The organism is Andreprevotia lacus DSM 23236 (assembly GCF_900176275.1).
Classification (GTDB): Bacteria; Pseudomonadota; Gammaproteobacteria; order Burkholderiales; family Chitinibacteraceae; genus Andreprevotia; species Andreprevotia lacus.
This window is the reverse complement of the sequence record NZ_FWXD01000010.1, coordinates 1-21,689: the sequence shown is the minus strand read 5'-3', so window position 1 is coordinate 21,689 and position 21,689 is coordinate 1. Positions and strand designations below refer to the sequence as shown.

At 62.9% G+C, this 21,689-nt stretch carries 17 protein-coding genes; 6 read left to right on the top strand and 11 right to left on the bottom strand.

Annotated features, from left to right (window positions below; translation table 11 throughout):
• Window positions 1–9: 9 nt before the first annotated feature.
• From B9A19_RS09680 to B9A19_RS09650, 7 genes are all read right to left on the bottom strand, one after another.
• Window positions 10–624, bottom strand: a complete 615-nt coding sequence (locus tag B9A19_RS09680) for a response regulator transcription factor (protein ID WP_084090596.1) — start codon at window positions 622–624, stop codon at window positions 10–12.
• The gene (locus B9A19_RS09675; RefSeq protein ID WP_084090595.1) at window positions 624–2,918 is read right to left on the bottom strand and encodes a PAS domain-containing sensor histidine kinase; all 2,295 of its coding nucleotides are present in this window, start codon (window positions 2,916–2,918) and stop codon (window positions 624–626) included. Before B9A19_RS09675 ends, B9A19_RS09680 begins: the two co-directional genes overlap by 1 nt.
• A gap of 111 nt (window positions 2,919–3,029) precedes the next feature.
• Window positions 3,030–3,707 carry a Bax inhibitor-1/YccA family protein gene (locus tag B9A19_RS09670; RefSeq protein ID WP_084090594.1) on the bottom strand — a complete coding sequence of 226 codons (678 nt, stop codon included), beginning with the start codon at window positions 3,705–3,707 and terminating at the stop codon, window positions 3,030–3,032.
• A gap of 164 nt (window positions 3,708–3,871) precedes the next feature.
• Window positions 3,872–4,939 carry an enoyl-CoA hydratase/isomerase family protein gene (locus B9A19_RS09665; protein ID WP_176216873.1) on the bottom strand — a complete coding sequence of 356 codons (1,068 nt, stop codon included), beginning with the start codon at window positions 4,937–4,939 and terminating at the stop codon, window positions 3,872–3,874.
• A gap of 124 nt (window positions 4,940–5,063) precedes the next feature.
• The gene (gene tldD / locus B9A19_RS09660) at window positions 5,064–6,506 is read right to left on the bottom strand and encodes a metalloprotease TldD (protein WP_084090592.1); all 1,443 of its coding nucleotides are present in this window, start codon (window positions 6,504–6,506) and stop codon (window positions 5,064–5,066) included.
• Window positions 6,507–6,617: 111 nt separating this feature from the next.
• Window positions 6,618–7,418, bottom strand: coding sequence for a carbon-nitrogen hydrolase family protein (locus B9A19_RS09655; protein ID WP_084090591.1), 801 nt, complete (start codon window positions 7,416–7,418; stop codon window positions 6,618–6,620).
• 13 nt (window positions 7,419–7,431) lie between these two features.
• Entirely contained in the window at window positions 7,432–11,250 is a 3,819-nt protein-coding gene (locus B9A19_RS09650; protein ID WP_139798762.1) for a YhdP family protein, read from the bottom strand.
• 153 nt (window positions 11,251–11,403) lie between these two features.
• Between B9A19_RS09650 and glnE the strand changes: the two genes are divergently transcribed.
• Window positions 11,404–14,145 (top strand): bifunctional [glutamate--ammonia ligase]-adenylyl-L-tyrosine phosphorylase/[glutamate--ammonia-ligase] adenylyltransferase, encoded by a 2,742-nt coding sequence (gene glnE, locus B9A19_RS09645; RefSeq protein ID WP_084090589.1) that lies wholly within the window; start codon window positions 11,404–11,406, stop codon window positions 14,143–14,145.
• An 82-nt stretch (window positions 14,146–14,227) separates the two neighbouring features.
• Here the strand turns inward: glnE and B9A19_RS09640 are convergent, their stop codons facing one another.
• The 4 genes from B9A19_RS09640 to B9A19_RS09625 form a co-directional block, all read right to left on the bottom strand.
• Entirely contained in the window at window positions 14,228–14,590 is a 363-nt protein-coding gene (locus tag B9A19_RS09640; RefSeq protein ID WP_084090588.1) for a hypothetical protein, read from the bottom strand.
• A 253-nt stretch (window positions 14,591–14,843) separates the two neighbouring features.
• Complete coding sequence (gene aspS / locus B9A19_RS09635; protein ID WP_084090587.1) at window positions 14,844–16,643, bottom strand: aspartate--tRNA ligase; 1,800 nt, start codon at window positions 16,641–16,643, stop codon at window positions 14,844–14,846.
• Between the two features lie 18 nt (window positions 16,644–16,661).
• The gene (locus tag B9A19_RS09630) at window positions 16,662–17,378 is read right to left on the bottom strand and encodes a DUF502 domain-containing protein (RefSeq protein ID WP_084090586.1); all 717 of its coding nucleotides are present in this window, start codon (window positions 17,376–17,378) and stop codon (window positions 16,662–16,664) included.
• A 24-nt stretch (window positions 17,379–17,402) separates the two neighbouring features.
• Window positions 17,403–17,654 carry an FmdB family zinc ribbon protein gene (locus tag B9A19_RS09625; protein ID WP_084090585.1) on the bottom strand — a complete coding sequence of 84 codons (252 nt, stop codon included), beginning with the start codon at window positions 17,652–17,654 and terminating at the stop codon, window positions 17,403–17,405.
• A gap of 205 nt (window positions 17,655–17,859) precedes the next feature.
• Between B9A19_RS09625 and B9A19_RS09620 the strand changes: the two genes are divergently transcribed.
• From B9A19_RS09620 to cydX, 5 genes are read left to right on the top strand one after another with little or no spacing between them, the layout of a single operon-like run.
• Entirely contained in the window at window positions 17,860–18,408 is a 549-nt protein-coding gene (locus B9A19_RS09620; RefSeq protein WP_084090584.1) for a GbsR/MarR family transcriptional regulator, read from the top strand.
• A 1-nt stretch (window position 18,409) separates the two neighbouring features.
• A complete protein-coding gene (locus tag B9A19_RS09615; RefSeq protein ID WP_084090583.1) occupies window positions 18,410–18,646 on the top strand; it encodes a hypothetical protein in 237 nt (78 codons plus the stop codon).
• On the top strand, window positions 18,643–20,226 hold the full coding sequence (locus tag B9A19_RS09610) for a cytochrome ubiquinol oxidase subunit I (protein WP_084090582.1): 1,584 nt from the start codon (window positions 18,643–18,645) through the stop codon (window positions 20,224–20,226). Before B9A19_RS09615 ends, B9A19_RS09610 begins: the two co-directional genes overlap by 4 nt.
• A gap of 11 nt (window positions 20,227–20,237) precedes the next feature.
• Window positions 20,238–21,374: a cytochrome d ubiquinol oxidase subunit II gene (cydB, locus tag B9A19_RS09605; RefSeq protein ID WP_084090581.1), complete on the top strand. Its 1,137-nt coding sequence runs from the start codon at window positions 20,238–20,240 to the stop codon at window positions 21,372–21,374.
• Between the two features lie 11 nt (window positions 21,375–21,385).
• Window positions 21,386–21,544 carry a cytochrome bd-I oxidase subunit CydX gene (cydX, locus tag B9A19_RS23450; protein WP_084090580.1) on the top strand — a complete coding sequence of 53 codons (159 nt, stop codon included), beginning with the start codon at window positions 21,386–21,388 and terminating at the stop codon, window positions 21,542–21,544.
• Window positions 21,545–21,689 lie beyond the last annotated feature (145 nt).

Sequence of the window (21,689 nt, the reverse complement as noted above, 5' to 3'; positions counted from 1 at the left end):
TTTTTTGCATCAAACGCCGGCTTTTTCCCAATCCACGTCACGCAGCAGCGCTGCCAGCTCGACGCCGGAACGCACGCGCAGTTTGGAATAGATGCGCGCGCGGTGCACTTCCACCGTCTTGATGCTGATATCGAGCACGTCGGCAATCTGCTTGTTCAGGCGGCCGATCAGCAGCTCGCGCAGCACGTCGCGCTCGCGCGGTGTCAGGCTGGATAGCCGTTCGGTCAGGTGCTGGCGCACTTCCCAGTCGCCACGCTCGATGCGGTCGGTTTCCAGATACTGTTCGACCTTGCCCACCAGCAAGCGGTGGTCAAACGGCTTTTCCAGAAAATCCGCCGCACCATCCTTGATGGCGGCGACTGCCATGGGCACATCGCCGTGGCCGGTCAGGAACAGTACCGGCGGCAGGTAGCTGGCCGATTTCAGCTCGGCAAACAGCTCCAGCCCGCTCATGCCGGTCATGCGGATATCAACCACCAGACAGCCAAAATCGGCCGGGTTGCCGGCACTGAGGAAATCCTCGGCAGATTCAAAGCCCAGGCTGGGCCAGTGGCGGGTTTCAAACAGCATGGACAGCGAATCGCGTACGGCAACGTCGTCGTCGATGATGGCAATCGGACGCATCAGGACAGTTCCTTTTCGAGTTTGTCGGCAGATACCGGCAGTGGTATCCGGCAGATAAAGCGCAAGCCGCCGCCCGGATTGGGCTCGGCCCGCAAATGGCCCTTGTGCTGCTCCAGCACCGAGCGGCAGATATTCAGGCCGATGCCCATCCCCTCGCTCTTGGTACTGTAGAACGGCTGGAACAGATTGCCCGGCTCGGCCAGGCCCGGGCCACGGTCGGCAATGGTGACCTCCAGCGCATCGCCATCGCGCACGGCGCTGACGCGGATTTCGCGCCGGCTGGCCGACTGGCTTTCCAGCGCCTCGACGCCGTTCTTGAGCAGGTTGAACAGCACCTGCTCCAGCATCACGCTATCGCCGACAAAGCCCGGCAGATCAGGCGGCAGATCAACATGGATGCGCACGTGCGCTTTGCGCGCCAGCGGCTCCAGCAATTGCAGCGGCACCGCCAGCAGGGTATCGAGCCGGCACGGCTCCTCGCGCGGTGCGCGCTTGGCAGCAAAGTCGCGTATGCCACGGATGATCTGACCGGCACGGCGTGCCTGCTCACCGATCTTGGCCAGCACGTCGCGTGCGCGCGGCAACAACGGCGGTTCGGTCTCCAGCAGGCCCTCGCCCGCCGCTGCATAGTTGGAAATGGCCGCCAGCGGCTGATTCAGCTCGTGCGCCAGGCTTGACGCCAGCTCACCCATGCTGACCAGCCGCGTGGTGTGCTGCAGGCGCTCGTTGCGCACGCGCGCCTCTTCGGCGGCCAGCCGCATCTCGGTGATGTCGGTGGCGATATCCAGCCAGACCGAGCGGCCATCGACCCAATCCAGACTGCGGCGCTGCACGCTGTACCAGCGCCCGTCCACCGGGTCGCAGCACTCGGCAAACTGGGCATCGCCCGGCAGCAGCGGCAACAAACAATAGTCGCCATCCACCGGCAGCACGAAGGTGGTGGCATGGTGGCGGTTGCGGTACAGCAACTGGCCGGAATGCGCATCGGTGACCGATACTGCGGCCTCCAGCCCCTCCAGCACGGCGCGCAGCTGCGAGCGCGATGCCGCCAGCGCTTCGCGCTCACGCTTGACCTCGGTTACATCATACAAGGACGCCATCCAGCCGCGATGCTCGCCCCGGCCGTCGACCAGCTTGGAGGCATACAGGCGCACGTCGAAGCGTTCGCCATCCTTTTTCATGAAGCGCAGCTGAAAGCCATTGGCCGGCGACTGCCCGTTCAGGATGGCCTGATACACCGACGCACAGCGCGTCAGTTCCTCTGGCGGCCAGAACGGGAACGGCGGCACCAGATTGATCAGCTCGCTGTTTTCCCAGCCCACCATCTTGCAGAAGGCCGGGTTCACGTAGATCAGCCGCCCTTCGGTATCCATGGCGCGCAAGCCGGTGATCAGCGAATGCTCCATCGCGGCGCGGAAGCGGATTTCGTCGTGCAAGGTGTCTTCAACCGCCTGCCGCTCGCTGATGCGCCGTCGTACCTGCGCCAGCGCCCACAGCAACAATGCCAGCAACACTGCCACGGCGAACACCAGCGCCGGCAGCGACCAGCTGGTGGGCTCGACACGGATGCTGGCGCGCAGCATCAAGCCGTGGCCGGGTGGATCGAAAGCGATCTTGCGGGTAATCGCGTTGCCGGGTTCGATGGCGTCGGCAGGCGCAATCACGCCGCCCTGCGCATCCAGCAGTGCCAGATCGTAGCGCTGCACCATCCACCAGGGAATGCGCTGCTGCAGGAGCTGCGGCAAGGCATAGCTGGCCAGCACCGCCCCCTGATAAACCGTGCCGTGGAAATACGGCACGATGAGCATGGCGCTGGGCGTATCGCCCTCGATGATGTTGCTGTAGATCGCATAGCCCAGGGTGGCGGCACCATCCACGCCCTCCTTGACTTGCACGCTGTCCAGCGCCGGCAGGCGGCTGGGGCGGTCGCTATACACCGGCAAGCCGCTGATGCGCCGGCCGGTGAGGTCGATATATTCAACGGCCACCAGCTCGGGGCTGGCCTTCATCAACGCATCGGCACGCGAATTGAAATCAGCCGGGCGTATCGCCCCGGCAGCCAACCCGTAGGCCAGGTTTTCCAGTGCATTCTGGTTGGTTTGCAGATACAGGCGTATGCCCTGCTCCTGCCAGAGCAGGTCTTGCATCATGGTGTTTTCGCGCTGCACCCGCGCCTGATGCTCGGCCGTCCAGGTGTATCCAACCAGCGCGGCCAGGGTCAGGCCGATTGCGGCGTAGACCAGCAACCACGGCCACTGCCCGGCAAAACGGTTGAATAAGGAGTGAAAGCGCATGCATGCAGAATAGCGCGGAATGCGGCCCCGGCCCCATACAGGATTACCAAGGGCCGGGAAAACAACAACGCCGCCCTGGGGCGGCGTTGTTCAGACAAGGGCCTTGTTCGCTTAGTCGCGGCGACCAGTCAGCATCATCAGGATGTTCAGCAGGTGCACGAAGATGTTGTACACATCGAGGTACAGCTGCAGCGTAGCACTGATGTAGTTGGTTTCACCGCCATTCACGATGCGGCTGGTGTCGTACAGGATGTAACCCGAGAAAACCAGCAGCGCGACAGCGGAAATCGCCAGCGAGGCAGCCGGAATCTGGAAGAACAGATTCGCCAGCGATGCCAGCACCAGCAGCACCAGACCAACGAACAGGAACTTGCCCATGAAGGAGAAATCCTTCTTGGTTACCGTCGCCACCGCAGACAGGGACAGGAAAATCGCTGCCGTGCCCACTGCGGCCATGCCGATCATCTGGCCGCCGTTGGAGAAGCGCAGCGCAACCTGCAGGATTTGCGACAACCACAGGCCCATGAAGCCGGTATAAGCCAGCAACAGCACCACGCCAGTGGCGCTTTCCTTGGTCTTTTCAATCGCGTAGAAGGCAGCGAACGAAATACCGATGAACAGCAGCATACCCAGACCCATGCTGACGCGGAAGTGCATTGCGATGCCCAGCAGCGCGCCTGCGGCAGTAGGCAGCATGGTCAAGGCCAGCAGCGCATAAGTATTGCGCAGAACCTTGTTGCGCTCGACGGCCAGCGAATCGCCGCCGTACGTGGCGGTGTTCAATTGCATGAGTGTATCTCCCGATGAATGATCTTGGCGGGCAAATCGGCCCACAGCCCATAAGATGGCGGGGAAGCGAAAAAGTTTCAAGCTGAAAATGAATGTCAGCCCACGAAATACCGTACACAACTGCTTGCAAGCGGGTTGCTACGTAAAAAAGCCTCGCTGGCGCGCTATCCGGCCAGTGCGGCCCGGGCTGCATCCAGCGCCTGCGCCAATGTCTGCGCCTGCCAGTTTGGCGCACCATCGCGGTGGATCAGCTTGGCGCGTACGCCTTCGCGGAAGTCACCATGGCGCAAACAATACCTGGCCATGGCAATTTCCAGTGCCAGCAGGGCACGATCATCCTGCAGTGCCACCGCGCGTTGCGACAGCGCCCAGGCCAGCGCAATCGAATGCGGCGAGCCGGCACGATGCAGCGCAGATGCCTCGGTCAGCCAGGTGTCTGCACCGGCATACGCAAGCAGCCGCGCCGATATAAGCGCTAGGTCATCACCCGCTACCAAGGCAGCCACCTCGTCGCGCACAGGTTGCCATTGTGCTGCCGGCAAGGCGCAGGGCTGGGCACTGGCGAGCGCTGCCAGCACACCATGCAGCAACACCGCATCACCGTGGCCCGCTGCGACCCAGGGCAGTTCACGCAGGGTTTCCAGCAGCAGCGGCCACGCTGCGGCCGGCAAGGCCGCGTCGGCAGCGCCGGCAGCCAATGCATCGTGTGCGTTCAAGCGGATGCCGGACAGCGCCATCAGCCGCCCCACACCATCCTCAAGCTGGTGCAGCCAGTCGCTGGCTCCCACATCCGGAAACAGGCCGATGGCCACTTCGGGCATGGCCAGCAGGCTGCTTTCGGTCACCACGCGGTGGCTGCTGGAAGCAAACAGCCCGAAACCACCACCCATCACGATGCCCTGCCCCCACGCCAGCACCGGCTTGGGGTAGCGGCGCAGCTCGGCGCACAGCGTGTATTCATGCGAGAAAAACGCGTCGGCTTCATCAATCAGCGCCGGCTCGCACATTGCTTCATACAGCGCCTTGATGTCGCCACCGGCGCAGAAGGCGCGCTCGCCCTCGCCACGCACCAGCACCGCCACCACGGCGGGGTCGTCACGCCATAGTGCCAGTTGTTCCTGCATGGCCCAGACCATGGCAAGATTCTGCGCATTCAGTCGCGCCGGGGCATCCAGCGTGATCAGGCCAAGCTGGTAACCGTTGCGGGTGGGAAGCGTTTCAAAACGGACCACAGTATTTCCTCGCCGGCAGGCCGGCCCTAACATGCCAATACAAACGGCAGCCTAAGCTGCCGTTGCGTTTGTTGCGATGCGGGATGTTAGCAAGCGTAGCGCTTGCCTGTACCGCCGGCAGCACTCAACCGCCGGTGCCGCCCACCGTCAAACCGCCGTCGATGCGCAGGGTGGGCTGGCCAACACCCACCGGCACGCTCTGCCCTTCCTTGCCGCAGGTGCCCACGCCGGGGTCCAGGGCCAGATCGTTGCCGATCATCGATACGCGGGTCAGCACGTCCGGGCCATTGCCGATCAGGGTCGCGCCCTTCACCGGATACAGCATCTTGCCGTCCTCGACATACCACGCCTCGGCAGCCGAGAACACGAACTTGCCGCTGGTGATGTCGACCTGGCCGCCGCCGAAGTTGACCGCATACAGACCGCGCTTTACCGAAGCCAGGATTTCAGCCGGGTCCTTGTCGCCGCCCAGCATGATGGTATTGGTCATGCGCGGCATGGGCAGGTGGGCGTAGCTTTCGCGGCGGCCGTTGCCGGTCAGGCCGGCGCCCATCAGGCGTGCATTCAGGCTGTCCTGCAGATAGCCCTTGAGCACACCGTCCTCGATCAGCACCGTGCGCTGGGTCGGATTGCCTTCGTCGTCGATATTGAGCGAGCCGCGACGATCCGGAATGGTGCCGTCGTCGATCACCGTCACGCCGGGTGCTGCCACGCGCTCGCCAACGCGGCCCGAGAACGCGGACGACCCCTTGCGGTTGAAGTCGCCTTCCAGCCCGTGGCCGATGGCCTCGTGCAACAGGATGCCCGGCCAGCCCGAGCCCAGCACCACGGTCATTTCGCCGGCCGGCGCCGGGCGGGCGTGCAGGTTCAGCACCGCCTGATCGACGGCCTTTTTTGCATAATCATGCACCACGTCATCAGTGAAATAGCCGTAATCGAAGCGGCCACCACCGCCGGCGCTACCCTGCTCGCGCCGGCCTTGCTCTTCCACGATGACCTGCACCGACAAGCGTACCAGCGGGCGCACGTCGGCAGCGCGGTGGCCGTCGTGGCGGGCGATGAAGATCACTTCGTATTCGGATGCCAGGCTGGCCATCACCTGCACCACGCGCTTGTCGATGGCGCGGGCAGCGCGTTCCAGCTTTTCCAGTAGCGCCACCTTGGCGGCTTCGTTCAGGCTGGCCAGCGGATCAACCGGCACATACAGATCGTGGCGGCTGCCGGTGCGCGGCACGGCCACGGTGCCATTGCCGCCCTGGCGGCCAATGGCGCGCGTGGCGCGTGCGGCCTCCAGCAATGGGTCGAGACCGATGTCGTCCGAATAGGCAAAGGCGGTTTTCTCGCCCGCGACGGCACGCACGCCCACGCCCTGGTCGATATTGAAGCTGCCCGATTTGACGATGCCTTCATCCAGGCTCCAAGCCTCGGCGCGACTGTACTGGAAGTACAGATCGGCATAATCGAGGTCGTGGCTCATCAGCTCGCCGAACACTGTATCCAGCCGGGATTCGTCCAGGCCGAATGGCGACAGCAGGGTTTGTTGGGCAGTAGTCAACGGTGCGTTCATGGGGGCTCGGCTGGGCCCGTGGACAACGGGCCGGAAAGATGGGTCAATAAGCTCAAGGTAACGCGCGGCGGCAGCCTATGCAATGCAAAACGGCCAATAGCACAGCTGCGGTTACAGAATACGGTGCTGCAAGGCGGGCAAGATGCGGCGCACGCGGTCAATCTGGCTGGCTTTCAGCTCGGCGGCGGCAATGCCTTCGCCCTCGGCCACCAGCGCCAGCACCTCGCCCCACGGGTCGGCAATCAGGCTGTGGCCGAAAGTGGCGCGCCCGGTCGGGTGCAGGCCGCCCTGGCCCGGTGCGATCACATAACACTGGTTCTCGATGGCGCGGGCCCGCAGCAGCACCTCCCAGTGCGCACGGCCGGTGGTGGCGGTAAACGCAGCCGGCAGCACCCAGATATCAACATCGTGCCCACGAAACAGCTCGGGAAAGCGCAAGTCATAGCAGATGGCAATGCCGACCCGGCCAAACGGGGTATCGACCACCACTGGCGTATCGCCACGCTGGATGGTGTCGGCCTCGGCAAAGCGCTCGCTGCCGTTGTCGAAGCCGAACAGGTGAATCTTGTCGTAGCGCGCCACGCACTCGCCCTGCGGGTTGTACACCAGGCTGGCATTGCGCACGCGCGACGGATCGTCCGATACCAGCGGCACCGTGCCGCCCACCAGCCAGACGCCATGCTCGCGCGCGGCCTCGGCCAGCATGTGCTGGATGGGGCCATCACCAAAGCGCTCCTGCACCGACAGCTTGTCGGTGTCCTTGGCGCCCATGATGGCAAAGTACTCCGGCAGCGCCAGCAACTGCGCACCGGCATCGGCCGCCTGCGCGATCAGGCGCCGGGCGGTGGCCAGGTTGGTCGCCACTTCGGGCGTCGAAATCATCTGCAGGGCGGCGGCGTGGATGCTGTTCATTATCTAGAAAACCTCAATGCGGTTTGACTTCACGCAGGCGGTCGGTCAGCGTCTGTTTGGCAGGGGCGATCTGCGGATCGCGCATCGAGCCGGTGATATCGTATTCGTAGGCCACCAGCTGGCCCAGCGGGTCTTTCAGGATGCGCTGCAGCAAAAAGGCCGCGGCCCCCGCAATCGGGTTGATCAGGGTGGTGGCCACCGCCACCGAATCGCCCACCGTGGGCACGATGCGCACGCGCAGGTTCTGCGTGCCGGCCACGAAGTTGGCGTCGCCCCGGAACAGCACCTGCGCGGCAGGGCCGCTGATGATCAGGTTCTCGGTATGCGCCTGGCCACGCTGGATCACCGCCTCGCCCTTGATGGTATCGAACTCGAAGCCCTCGGAAAACACATCGCGGAAATCGAGCTGCACACGACGCGACAACGACTGCAGGCTGAGGATGGACAGAAAGCGCCCGGCTCCCGGTGCAATCTTGCTGAACTGCCCAGCCTGTACGTCGAGCTTGAGCGAACCTTCCAGCGTCGACAGATCAGGCGGGAACAGCTCGCCCTCCCACGCCAGGTCGCCGCTGAATTGCGCAGGTGCGCGCTTCATCGTATCCGGGTAATCCAGGCGGGTCAGCAGCTTGCCCAGATTATCGGTATTGATATTGATCTTGCCCTCGACGCGCGAGCGGCTGGGGCGCTGCCGCCACAGGCCGGACATGGTGAGCTTGCCGTCCGGGTTGTTGAGCACCACGTTGTTGAGTCGCCAGATTTCCCCCTGCTGCGCGGCATCGACATCCAGCTTGCCCAGTTGCAAGGCCTTGTAGCGGAAATCATCCACGTGCAGGTCCAGCGCCGGCAAGGTGCTTTGCGTGGGCACGGCGCGCGCGCCACCACCGGGCGCGGGCGTTGGCGTCGCTGCTGCGGTATCTTCCTGCAAGGGCAGGTAAAGACGGGTCAGATTGGCGGCCAGCTTGCCGCGCCCCTGGCCGTTCCAGTTCAGCTTGCCGGCAAACTCGCGGCTGCTCACCTCACCCAGCCATTGGGCGCCCTCGGCGTGCAGTTTCAGGCCCAGTTCGTTGAGCACATAGCCATGCACGATGGCGCGCGGAAAACTCACATCGACGCTGCTGACGACCGCAGCATCGTTGCCGCCCTTGCCGTCATCCAGCAGCTTGCGCCAGATATCGGCATTGATATCACTCCAGCCCCCCACCACGCTGATGCCCGGCTGGCCGCTTGCCTGTGCCGCACGTCCAAGTGCGATCTGCCCACCCAAGACACCATTGCGGCGTGCCAGCACGCCTTGCAGCAAGGTATCGTAGGCAAAATCGATCTGCGTCTGCCCCTTGCCACCGCCCACCTTCACGCGCAACTGACGCGTATCGGCCGCGTTTTTGCCCAGCGGGGCAGGCAGGTCAAGCGTAGCGCCTTGCAGCGGTGATTGCAGCGCCAGCTCGAAATTGTCGCCGCCGGCAGTCAACACACCCTGATAGGCCACCGGCCCGCGCATACGGCTGGCGAGTGGCAGCTCGAAGCGCTTCACCACGTCGCCCAGCTGGGCCTGGCCGGCCAGTTGCAGCTTGAGCGCACCGGCAGCATCGGTGCCACCCGACACACGCAGCGGCCCGCCCAGCGATTGCGCGGTGGCTTCGCTGATCTGCAGCTGTTTCTCGGTAAAGTTGACGCGCCCGTTGGCACCGGCAAGACGCGGCACGTTCTCGCCAAAATCGAGCTGGTTGTTGAGGAAGCGGTACTGACCGGCAATGCGGGCGGCATCGATATTGGCCAGCGGTAGATCAAGCCGCAGCAGCAAATCGCCCTCGCCCTCGGCCTTCAGGTCACCCAGATAGCCATCGGTGCGCTCGTGGATCGGGCTGGCACGCAAAAAGCGCAGGAATTCACGCGTGGGGCCACGCACCTGGCCGTCGATCTGCAGCAGCGGATTGAAGCTGTCGAGATCGGGGATTACCGCGCTGACATTGCTCAAGCGCGTGCCCAGCAAGTGTGCGTCGCGGCCATGGATTTCCATGCGCGTGCCGTGGAAGTCCAGCTCGCCGGCGATGCCTTCGATCATCGGCCAGCCTTCAGCGTATTTGAGCGCGGTATCGCGTACCTGCGCGGTAACGCGGAATACGCCACCCTTGTCGGCCGGGAACGGGAACTGCGCCAGATCGCCCTTGAGCGCCACCTTGCCGTCATAGGCCTCGCCCACGCCCAGCGCCTGACGCAGCCAGTGCAGGGTATCCGGCCCCACCACCTTGGGCAGATAGGCCGGCACGCGGCTGGCGCGCAGGCGCTGCAGGTCGCCGTTCAGATCAAGATAACCGGGGCCGCTGGCCGTGCTGGTATAACGTGCGGCCAGCGTGGTGGCGACGTCGTCATTCTGCAGCTGGATGCGCTTGAACTCGGCCCTCACGCCTTCTTTGGTACGCTGCCAATCCACATCCAGTTTGAGTTGCCTGAACTGCAAGACCTCGCTGAACAATGGAGGGTAATCAAGCTGGAATTGCTTGCTGGTCAACTGCAGCTGGCCACCGCGAGTATCGAAGCGCGCCTCCGCATCGACACCAGCCAGCGTGGGTACGTCCGGATAACCGGCCAGACGCAGCCCCTGGCCGCTGAACACGCCCTCATAACCCTCGGCAGCGTGCTGCAACTGCAGCTGCTTGAGCGTGCCGCCCAGCACCACCTTGCTCATGCGCTCACCCCACGGTGCCGGCAACAGCGGCAGGAACTCGCCCAGCGGGGCCAGCCGCCAATCGCGCGCCTCCACCTTCCAGTCCTGCTCACCCGATTGGGTCAGCGCGATGCTGCAGTGATCGCACAGCACGCCGCTGGCAGCCTCGATGCGGTTGCCTTGCACCTCCAGGTTTTGCGTGCCGTGCTGCTGGTACCACTGCAAGCGCATATCCACCGCCGGCAGACGCATCACATGGCCCTGGAACTGTCCCTGCAGGTCGTTGCCGTGCAGGCCGAGCTGGAAGCGCTCCGCACGCCCTTCCTTGAAGGTGAACGATGCCTCGCCGCCGCCCTGCCCGTGCCAAGCCACACGGCCTTGCAACGCCGCCGGCAACCAGCGGGATGCACGCGCCAGTTCGACCCGGCTCATGCGCGCGGTAAGCACGCCATGCCACTGGCGCCATTCGGCCACCGTGCCGCCATACCAGTTGCCCTCGACCTCGAGCGGCGAGGCCAGAGTGGCGGGCGGCGTAACCGCCAGCGAGAAACGATGGCGACGGAAAAACTTGCTGGTGGTGATGCGCACATCGGTAAGCCGCTGTGCCGGCTCATCACCCAGCTGGTCCTGCCATTCGATCTCGCCGTCGGCGATGGCCAGATTGCCTTGCTCAAGCAACCAGTCCACAAAGCGGTTGTCGTTGCCCGGCTTGCCGGTCAGCGCAAAGCCGCCTACATGCCAGATATCGTTGCGATCACGCAGCACGCTCAAGCGCGGGCGGTTCAGGGTCAGGCTATGGAAATTGGGCGATAGCAGCACAATGGACGACCACGACAGCTCGGCATCAATCGCGTCGATCGAAATGCGCGGTTGCTGCTGCGCATCGCGCACGGTCACACCCTCGATCAGCAAGCGCGGAAAAAAGCCGGCCCAGCCGCCAGAGAGGTGCCGAACGGATAGATTGGCGCCGCTGGCATCGGCAATCGCCTTGACGATGGCCGGCCGGAACTGGTCCAGCCGTGGCAGCAGGTAAAATTGCCACGTCAGCGCGATGATCAGCAACAGCGCCAGCACGGCCAGCAAAAGGCGCAGCAGCAGCCGCGAATGCCAGGCCAGCACTCGGTTGACAATGCGCGCTGCGGCGCGAATACGGGTAGTGAACGTCATGCGGCTGCCACCACTGTGCAGCAACGGGACGATCCGGTTGCGGGAAAGTACATCATTAGGCGGTCTGGGCGCTTTTCCCCGCAAGGATGGGCGCAGATATATGCTAGCTTGATAGTGAACTGCTAATTCTACCGGATTCCCCGCCTTTCGCTTATGAACGAGCTTTCAACCGCAAGTCTTGCCCCCGCCCTCGCCCACAGCCGTTATCTGGAACGCCTGTTTCTTTGTAACCCGGCACTGGCGGAAGAAACCGCCGCCAACCTCTACAAGCCGTTTGCCCGCTCCGAAATGGAGCTGCGCCTGCTCAAGCAGCCTGCGACAGACGACGCCACCTTCCGCCGCCAGCTGCGCCAACTGCGTCAGGCGGTGATGGCGCGCCTGATCGCGCGCGAGCTGGAGGGCCTCGCCACCCTGACCGAGGCCGTGCACACCGTCAGCGATCTGGCCGAGGTGGCCGTGGAACAGGCGCTGGAATGGGCCACGCAGCTCGACCCGCGCGTCGGCACGCCCATCGGCGAGGACAGCGGCCTGCCACAAACGCTGATCGTGGTCGGCATGGGCAAGCTGGGCGGGCGCGAGCTGAATGTCTCCAGCGATATCGACCTGATCTTCGTCTATCCCGAAGACGGCGTGACCGATGGCGAACGCCACCTGACCAATCACGAGTATTTCTGCAAGGTTGGCAAGAAGCTGATCAACCTGATTTCCGATTCGGACGAGAACGGCTTTGTCTTCCGCGTCGACATGCGGCTGCGGCCCTTTGGCGATGCCGGCCCGCTGGCCTGCTCGTTCGCGGCGCTGGAAAACTACTTGCTGACCCAGGGGCGCGAGTGGGAACGCTATGCGTGGATCAAGGGCCGCGCACTCACGGGCGATGCCGATGCGCTGATGCAGCTGGTTACGCCCTTCGTCTATCGCAAGTACCTGGACTACGGCGCCTATCACTCGATGCGTGAACTGCACAGCCAGATACGGCGCGAGGTGGAGCGCAAGGACCGCATCGACAACATCAAGCTGGGGCCGGGTGGCATACGCGAGATCGAGTTCATCGGCCAGGTGTTCCAGCTGATCCGTGGCGGGCGCACACGCAGCCTGCAACAACGGCCCACACGCGCCATCCTGGATGAACTGGGCAAGCTGGGCCTGCTGCCGCCGGATGCGGTCACCGAGCTGCAGGATGCTTATGCCTTCCTGCGCAATCTTGAACACCGGCTGATGTATCTGGATGACGCGCAAACCCAGTCACTGCCCGGCAACGATGGCGACAAACAGCGCATTGCCGTCAGCATGGGCTTTGCCGACTGGGACGCTTTCCGCACCGAGCTGGACAAGCAACGCGCCCGCGTCACCCGCCATTTCGAGCAGGTGTTCGTACTGCCGCCCAACCAGGACGAAAACCACCCGCAAGCCGCCGTGTGGCAGCAGGTGCAGCAATCGCGCCAGGCCAATCAGGCCGAGCAGATCAGCGACAACGACACCGGCAACCACAGCCTGGCGCAACTGGGCTATCAAGACCCGCTGGAAATCCAGCGCCGGCTGGCCACCTTTGCCGCCGGCAGTGCCTATCAGCAGATGCCGGACCGTTGCCGCAAACGCATTGACGTCATTCTGCCGCCGCTCATCGAAGTCGCTGCCAGCTTTCCCAACCCGGATGCCACCTTGCTGCGCATTCTCGACCTGCTGGTGGCCATCGGACGGCGCGAATCCTACTTGGCACTGCTGGCCGAGCACCCGCAAACACTCAAGCGCCTGGCCGGCCTGTACAGCGCCAGCCCGTGGGTGTCGGAATACCTGACTCGCCACCCCCTGCTGCTGGACGAGTTGCTGGATGTGCGCCTGCTCTACCAGAGCCCGGACTGGCACAAGCTGGGGCTGATATTGCGGCAAGAGCTGGCCGACCTGGGCGACGATGTCGAAGCCAAGATGGATTGCCTGCGTCATTTCCAGCACACGCAGGTATTCCGCCTCGTGTCACAGGATCTGGCCGGCCTGCTGCCGCTGGAAACGCTGTCCGATCATCTGTCCGATCTGGCCGATCTGGTGCTGGCCGTCACGCTGGAACAGGCGTGGCAGGAGCTGCCCAGCCGTCATCGCCCCAAGCCTCGCTTTGCTATCATTGGCTACGGCAAGCTGGGCGGCAAGGAGCTGGGCTATGCCTCCGACCTTGATCTGGTCTATCTGTACGACGACGACCACCCGAACGCATCGGAGATTTATGCCAAGCTGGCCAAGAAAATCGTCACCTGGCTGAGCACCTTGACCGCCGGCGGCCTGCTGTACGAAATCGATCTGCGGTTGCGCCCGAACGGGGCTTCCGGCCTGCTGGTCTCCAGCGTCGAGGCCTTTACCGAATACCAGCAGGCCTCGGCCTGGGTGTGGGAACACCAGGCGCTGACCCGGGCGCGCTATGCCGCCGGCGACAAGGAAATCGGCGTGGCATTCGAAGCCATACGCGAGGCCGTGCTGCGCAAACAGCGCAATCGCTTCGAACTGGCCCACGCGGTGGTCGACATGCGCAACAAGATGCTGGAAACCCACCCGGCCAAGACCAGCGATGTAAAACACTGCCGTGGTGGTATCGTCGATATCGAATTCATCGTGCAGTATCTGGTGCTTGCCTGGTCGGCCACCCACCCGCGCCTGACGGCCAACCGGGGCAATATCGCGCTGCTGGGCTTTGCCGGCGAAGATGGATTGCTGGACCCGACACTGGTTGCGCGGGTGCAGCATGCCTACCGCGAACTGCGCCGGCTGCAGCACGCCAGCCGGCTGAATGGCAGTGCACTGGCAGCAGAAAGCTTTGCGCCGCTGGGCGAGGACGTGGCCGCAGTTCGCGCGCTATGGCAGCAATTGTTCGACGAGACGCCTGGCCCGCACCAGCAGGACCAGCAATGAAAAAACCGGGCCGTTTTCATGGCCCGGTTTCTATATCCGGCATGGTCAGGGCAAACAGGTACGCTGCAACTGATGCGCAGCTTCAAGCCGGGAAGGCAAAGAAAGCAATGCTGCTCTCACCCTGCGGCAGATACGGCGACAACCAGCGCATTTCCAGCTTGATATGGTCGATCAGTGCAACCACGTGCCGCGGATCGGCATTGGTGGCAAACCAGAATTCCTTGCGCCATACCACACCCTGCCCCGGCTCACCCACTTCGACACCCGGGTGCAGCTCGTCGGCCGATTTGCTGCGCCGGCCATAACCCACGGCGGCCAGCAGATCGTCCATTTCGTCAGTGGTATCGGTCACTTCGGCCACGAAGGCCGCCATGCCCGGCGAGATTTGCTGCAGGTTCACATACACCTGAGTGTTGATGCCCAGCCGGCGGCTGACTTCGGCCATGCACTGCGGACAACGAAAAGCGGCCCGAATCAGATTCGCTTCGTGGTTATCGAATTCGGCCCCTACGTCCGCCAATGCATGCCCGCACCGGTGGGTGAGGCTGGCAGAAAATCGGTCCATTACCTGCGCCCAACAAATATTTACTTATTTCGTATGTTAGTGAAACAACGCGCATAAGAAAAGGCGCATTGCGCGCCTTTTCTTGTTTTACGACTTTTTACCAACACTCATGCTGCGAAGCAGCATGCCTGCATCATGCCGCCGGTTGCGTATTGCGCAGACGGATGTGCAGTTCGCGCAGTTGCTTCTCGTCCACCGCGTTCGGTGCATTGGTCAGCAGACACTGCGCGCGCTGGGTCTTGGGGAAGGCGATCACGTCGCGGATCGACTCGGCACCGGTCATCAGCGTCACCAGGCGGTCAAGACCGAAGGCCAGGCCACCGTGCGGGGGCGCGCCGTATTGCAGGTTGTCGAGCAGGAAGCCGAACTTGTTCTGTGCTTCTTCAGCACCAATGCCCAGCGCTTCGAACACGGTCGATTGCATGTCGGCACGATGGATACGCACCGAGCCACCGCCCATTTCCCAACCGTTCAGCACCATGTCGTAGGCACGCGCCTTGCACTTGCCCGGATCGGTCTTGAGGAACTCGATGTGCTCGACCTTGGGGCTGGTGAACGGGTGGTGGCAGGCATTCCAGCGCTTGCCGTCTTCGTCGTATTCGAACATCGGGAAATCGACTACCCACAGCGGCTTCCAGGTCTTGCTGAAATAACCGCCGGCCTCGCCCTTCTCGTGGCCGATCTTCAGGCGCAGTGCGCCGATGGCTTCGTCCACCACCTTGCGCTTGTCGGCACCGAAGAAAATGATGTCGCCGTTCTGTGCACCGGTGCGCTCGATGATGGCCTTGAGCGCGTCGTTGGACAGGAACTTGACGATCGGCGCTTGCAGACCGGAGCCTTCGGCGTTGCTGATGTTGGAAACGTCATTGACCTTGATGTAGGCCAGACCCTTGGCGCCATAGATGCCGACGAACTGGGTGTAAGCATCGATTTCGGAGCGGCTGAACGTCGAGCCACCCGGAATGCGCAGGCCGACCACGCGGCCGCCGTCCATGTCGGCTGCGCCACGGAAGACCTTGAATTCCTCGGTCTTCATCAGGTCCGTCAGTTCGGTGAACTTGAGGTCCACGCGCAGGTCCGGCTTGTCCGAGCCGTAGTAGAACATTGCATCGTCGTACTGCATGCGCGGGAAATCGCCCAGGTCAACGCCGATGGCTTCCTTGAACACATGCTTGGCCATCGATTCGGTGATCGACATGATTTCTTCCTCGTTCAGGAACGAGGTCTCGATATCAATCTGGGTGAATTCAGGCTGGCGATCAGCGCGCAGGTCTTCGTCGCGGAAGCACTTGGTAATCTGGTAGTAACGGTCGAAACCCGCCACCATCAGCAGCTGCTTGAACAGCTGCGGCGATTGCGGCAGTGCGAAGAACTGGCCGTCGTGCACGCGTGACGGCACCAGATAATCGCGCGCGCCTTCCGGGGTGGACCGGGTCAGCATCGGGGTTTCGATATCGATGAAGCCCTGTGCGTCCAGGAAATTACGCACCAGCAGCGCTACCTTGTAGCGCAGGCGCAGGTTCTTCTGCATTTGCGGGCGGCGCAGGTCGATCACGCGGTTGGTCAGGCGCACGTTTTCCGACAGGTTTTCGTCGTCGATCTGGAACGGCGGTGTCACGGCGCTGTTGAGCACGGTGATTTGCTTGGCCAGCAGTTCGATCTCACCCGAAATCAGGTTCTTGTTGGCAGTGCCTTCCGGGCGCGCACGCACGATGCCGGTGATTTCCAGCACGTATTCCGAGCGGCTGCTGTCGGCAGCGGCAAAGGCATCCGGGGTATCCGGGTCCACCACCACCTGCACCATGCCTTCGCGGTCGCGCAGGTCGATGAAGATCACGCCGCCGTGGTCGCGGCGACGATGGGCCCAGCCCTGAACGGTGACGGTCTGGCCGAGGAAGCGGGTGTCAATCAGGCCACAGTAATCGGTACGCATTGAAGGCAAATCCTTGCTTTAAACATGTTCGGCGCGCGCAGGCTCGCCGCTTTCAGTGGTGGATACGGGAAGAACAATCTTGTTGCCAGCCTGGGCCGGGCCACCGGGCGCAACCACACCCAGCGAAATGACGTATTTGAGCGCTTCGTCCACGCTCATGTCGAGCTCGCGCACATCAGCCTTATTGACCATGAACAGGAAGCCGGAGGTCGGGTTGGGCGTAGTCGGCACGAATACCGACACCAGCTCGTCGTTCAGCTTGGCACTGATCTCGCCCTTGGGCGTGCCGGTAATGAAGCCGATGGACCACGAACCCTGATGCGGAAACTGCACCAGCGCAGCCTTGCGAAAGGCCTGACCGGAGTCGGAGAACAGCGTGTCCGAGACCTGTTTCACGCTCGAATAGATCGAGCGCACGATGGGAATGCGGTTGAGCACCTGCTCGCCCAGCTGCAGCAAACGGCGGCCGAGCATGTTGCGCGCTACCATGCCGGTCACCAGCAACACGGCAACGGCAAACACCAGCCCAAAGCCCGGAATGCGCTGATACCCCTTGAAGAAGGGGATGTAATCGGCCAAATGCACCAGCAGCCAGTAGTCCGGCCGTACGGCAGACGGCAGGATGGCTCCGATCTGGTCCATGGTGCCGATGATCAGCTGGATCACCCAGATGGTGATGCCCAGCGGAATCCAGATCAGCAGGCCGGTAAACAGGTATTTTCTAAGCACGGACATCCTTTGGTCGTGGGCTTGGGCGAACTAGTGGCAGGCGCAGGCGCCGCCCGGGCAAGCCGGGCCGCTGTCTGCCGCCGGCGCTGCGACACTGCTGCCACCCTTGAAGTCAGTGGCATACCAGCCAGTGCCCTTCAGTTGAAAGCCGGCTGCAGTCACTTGTTTCTGGTAGCTCTCGGCCTTGCACGACGGGCATGCCGTGAGGACGGGGTCGGCCAGCTTCTGCATGTGTTCGTCGGCATGGCCGCAAGCGGCACAACGATAGGCATAAATAGGCATGACTTCCTCCCCTCTCAAAACAGGCCATTATACCGGAAGCAGCTTGAACTGCGCTGCAGCATGCATATCAAGGCAATGCAGCGGTAAATCAAGGGCTTCCGGACATCGGCAAGCGATGCCGAGCAGGGTATGCGCTCATTACGACTTGCATGTTGCACCCGGCTCGATTTAGAATTTTCAATAATTATTGAAATTACAAAAACACATGAACCTGTCTCCGCTGAATGAACGTTTCGTTCTCCATTTCGGCGAGATGGGCAGTCGCTGGGGTGTCAACCGTACGGTTGGCCAGATCTATGCTTTGCTGTTCATCTCTCCGAAACCGCTCAATGCCGACGACATCGTCGAGCAGCTTGGCATGTCACGCTCCAATGTGAGCATGGGCATGAAAGAGCTGCAGTCGTGGCGACTGGTCAAGCTGGTTCACCTGCCCGGCGACCGGCGTGACTACTTCGAGGCGCCCAAAGACGTCTGGGATATCTTCCGCACCCTCGCGGAGGAAAAGCGCCGCCGTGAGATCGCACCGACCTTGACCCTGTTGCGTGACGCCTTGCTGGAGACCCCGGCTAACGAGGAAGAGCGCCATGCCCAGGCGCGCATGCGTGAAATGCACGAGCTGATCGAAATGAGTAACAGCTGGTTCGACGAAATCCACCGCCTGTCGCCCGAAACACTGGAAGGGCTGATGAAGCTGGGTGCCAAGGTGCAAAAGGTGCTGGGCTTTGCCGACAAGCTGCGCGGCAAGGACGAGTGAGATGCCCCGGCCCCGCAGCACGCTGCTTAAAACCGGCCTGCCGCTGTGGGCCGAGATCACCCTCATCGTGGCAGTGAAGTTCTGCCTGTTGTGGGGGGCCAAGGCGCTGTGGTTCTCCCACCCGCTCACGCATACACACCAGATGTCCGTCCCGCAGGAGGACATCGGTAGACAAATACTCGGCACGCCCAACGCAGGTGCGTCGTCCCCGATTGATCACACTGGAGCACAACCATGATACCCGCCGCCGATGTGGTGGAACTGTCACGCCTGCAGTTCGGGCTGACCGCCATGTTCCACTTCCTGTTCGTCCCGCTCACACTGGGCCTGTCGTGGATCCTGGTGATCTGCGAATCGGTCTACGTGATGACCGGCCAGCAGGTCTACAAGGACATGACCCGCTTCTGGGGCAAGCTGTTCGGTATCAACTTCGCCATGGGCGTCACTACCGGCCTCACGCTGGAATTCCAGTTCGGCACCAACTGGGCGTATTACTCGCATTACGTTGGCGACATCTTCGGCGTGCCGCTGGCCATCGAAGGGCTGATGGCGTTCTTCCTTGAATCCACCTTTGTCGGCCTGTTTTTCTTCGGCTGGGATCGCCTCGGGCGCGTGCAGCATCTGCTGGTCACCTTCCTTGTTGCATTCGGCTCCAACCTGTCGGCACTGTGGATCCTGATTGCCAACGGCTGGATGCAGAACCCGGTGGGCGCCGAATTCAACCTGCTGACCATGCGCATGGAGCTGGCCAGCATCGCCGAGGTCATTTTCAACCCGGTGGCGCAATCCAAGTTCGTGCACACACTGGCAGCCGGCTATGTGGCTTCGTCGATGTTCGTGCTGGGCATTTCGGCCTGGTATCTGCTCAAGGCGCGCGACACCGGCTTTGCGATTCGCTCGTTTGCGGTTGCCGCCGGCTTCGGTCTGGCCTCGGTCTGCTCGGTGATCGTGCTGGGCGATGAATCGGGCTACACAACCGGTGAAGTACAGAAAGTGAAGCTGGCCGCCATCGAAGCCGAATGGGAAACCCAACCGGCCCCGGCCGCCATCACGCTATTCGGCATCCCCAACCAGGCCGAGGAGCGTACCGACTACGCCATCAAGGTTCCCTATGTGCTGGGCCTGATCGCCACCCGTTCGGTGGACAAGCAGGTGACGGGGCTGAAAGAGCTGCGCGAGGAACACACACAACGCGTCCGCAGCGGCATGCAGGCCTACGACGCGCTGGTGAAGCTGCGTGCCGGCAGCAAGGATGCAGTGGTGCAGCAGCAGTTCGATGCCCACAAGGCCGACCTTGGCTTTGGCTTGCTGCTGAAGAAGTACACGCCCAATGTCGTCGATGCCACGCCGGTGCAGATTGCCGCCGCCGCCAATGACACCATTCCCAAGGTGGCACCGCTGTTCTGGAGCTTCCGTGTCATGGTGGGGCTGGGCTTCTTCTTCCTGTTCATCTTTGCCGCTTCGTTTTGGTTCCTCGCACGCAAGCGCCTGGCGCCGCAGCGCTGGCTGCTGCGCTTGATCGTGCTCAGCATCCCGCTGCCGTGGATTGCCACCTCGGCCGGCTGGTTCGTCGCCGAGTACGGTCGCCAGCCGTGGACCATTTCGGGCGTGCTGCCCACCTTCCTGTCGGCCTCGTCACTGGAGGGTGGCCAGCTGGTGTTCAGCCTGATCGGCCTGTGCACCATCTACAGTCTGCTGTTCGTGGTGGAGATGTACCTGATGCTCAAATACATCCGCCTCGGCCCCGCCAGCCTGCACACCGGCCGCTACCACGGCGAACATGCGCTGCCTGCCAACGCCCAACCTGCCCACGCCTGAGGAGCACAACCATGTTCGACTATGAAACACTCAAGCTGATCTGGTGGGGCGTGATCATCGTACTGATGCTGGGCTTTGCCCTTACCGGCGGCTTCGACCTCGGCGTGGCCACCCTGCTGCCCTGGGTGGGCCGCAACGATGACGAGCGCCGCGTCGCCATCAACACCGTCGGCCCCACCTGGGAGGGCAACCAGACCTGGCTGGTTACCTTTGGCGGGGCGCTGTTTGCCGCGTGGCCGCTGGTGTATGCGGCGGCGTTCTCGGTGCTGTATGTGGCGCTGATCTTCACGCTGTTCGCCTTGTTCCTGCGCCCGGTGGGTTTCGACTTCCGCAGCAAGCTGGCCGACCCGCGCTGGCGCAGCTTCTGGGACTGGGGCTTGTTCGTCGGCGGCGTGTTCCCCTCGCTGGTGTTCGGCGTGGCGGTGGGCAACCTGTTCGTCGGCCTGCCGTTCCGCTACGACGAAGTACTGCGCGTGAGCTACAGCGGCAGCTTCCTCGACCTGTTCAATGTGTTTGGCGTGTTCTGCGGCGTGCTGTCCGTGTCCATGCTCACACTGCACGGCGCCGCCTTCCTTTACTTGCGCAGCGATGGCGCGGTGGCGCGCCGCGCGCGGCTGGCCACCGTGATCTTCGGCCTGGCAACCGCCGTGCTGTTCGGCGCAGGCGGCGTGCTGCTGGGCGGCATGAGCGGCCTGCACCTGGCCAGCGCGGGTGGCGACCTCAACGGCGTGGTACTGCCGCTGCAGAAAACCGTGGCACGTAACGCCGGGGGCTGGTTTGGCAACTTCGTGGCGCAGCCGCAGCTGTGGCTGGTGCCGCTGGCCACCTTGCTGGCCGCACTGGCCTGCGCGGTGTCAGCCGCACTCGGCCGCCGCTGGCTGGCGCTGCTGGCCAGCAGCCTGACGGTGACCGGCATCATTGCCACCGCAGCCATCGCGCTGTTCCCCTTCGTGCTGCCATCCAGCATCGACCCCACCTCCAGCCTGACCCTGTGGGATGCGGTATCCAGCCGCAAGACCCTGGCCATCATGCTGGTGATGGCGGCGATCTTCGTGCCGCTGATCATGCTTTACACCAGCTGGGTTTACCGTGTGATGCGTGGCACCGTCACCATCGAACGCATCCACACCGACACGCATAGCTATTAAGGAGACAAGCCATGTGGTACTTCGCCTGGATACTGGGCCTTGGCCTGGCGCTGGCCTTCGGCATCATCAATGTGATGTGGCTGGAAAGCCAGTACGCCTTCGGCAGCCGCGATGCCGATGCAACGCAGAAACGCTTTGAGGACTATCGCAAGAAGCGGCGCAAGCGCTGACAAACAACAACAAGGCCGGGATATCCCGGCCTTTTTCATGTGCACTGGCAGGCTAGGGCCTGTTAACACTTATTTCACGCTTGCGTTTGGGGTAGTTCGGGATGGAGCGCAAGGCGCAGAACGCGCCGCGGTACGGGTACCGCAA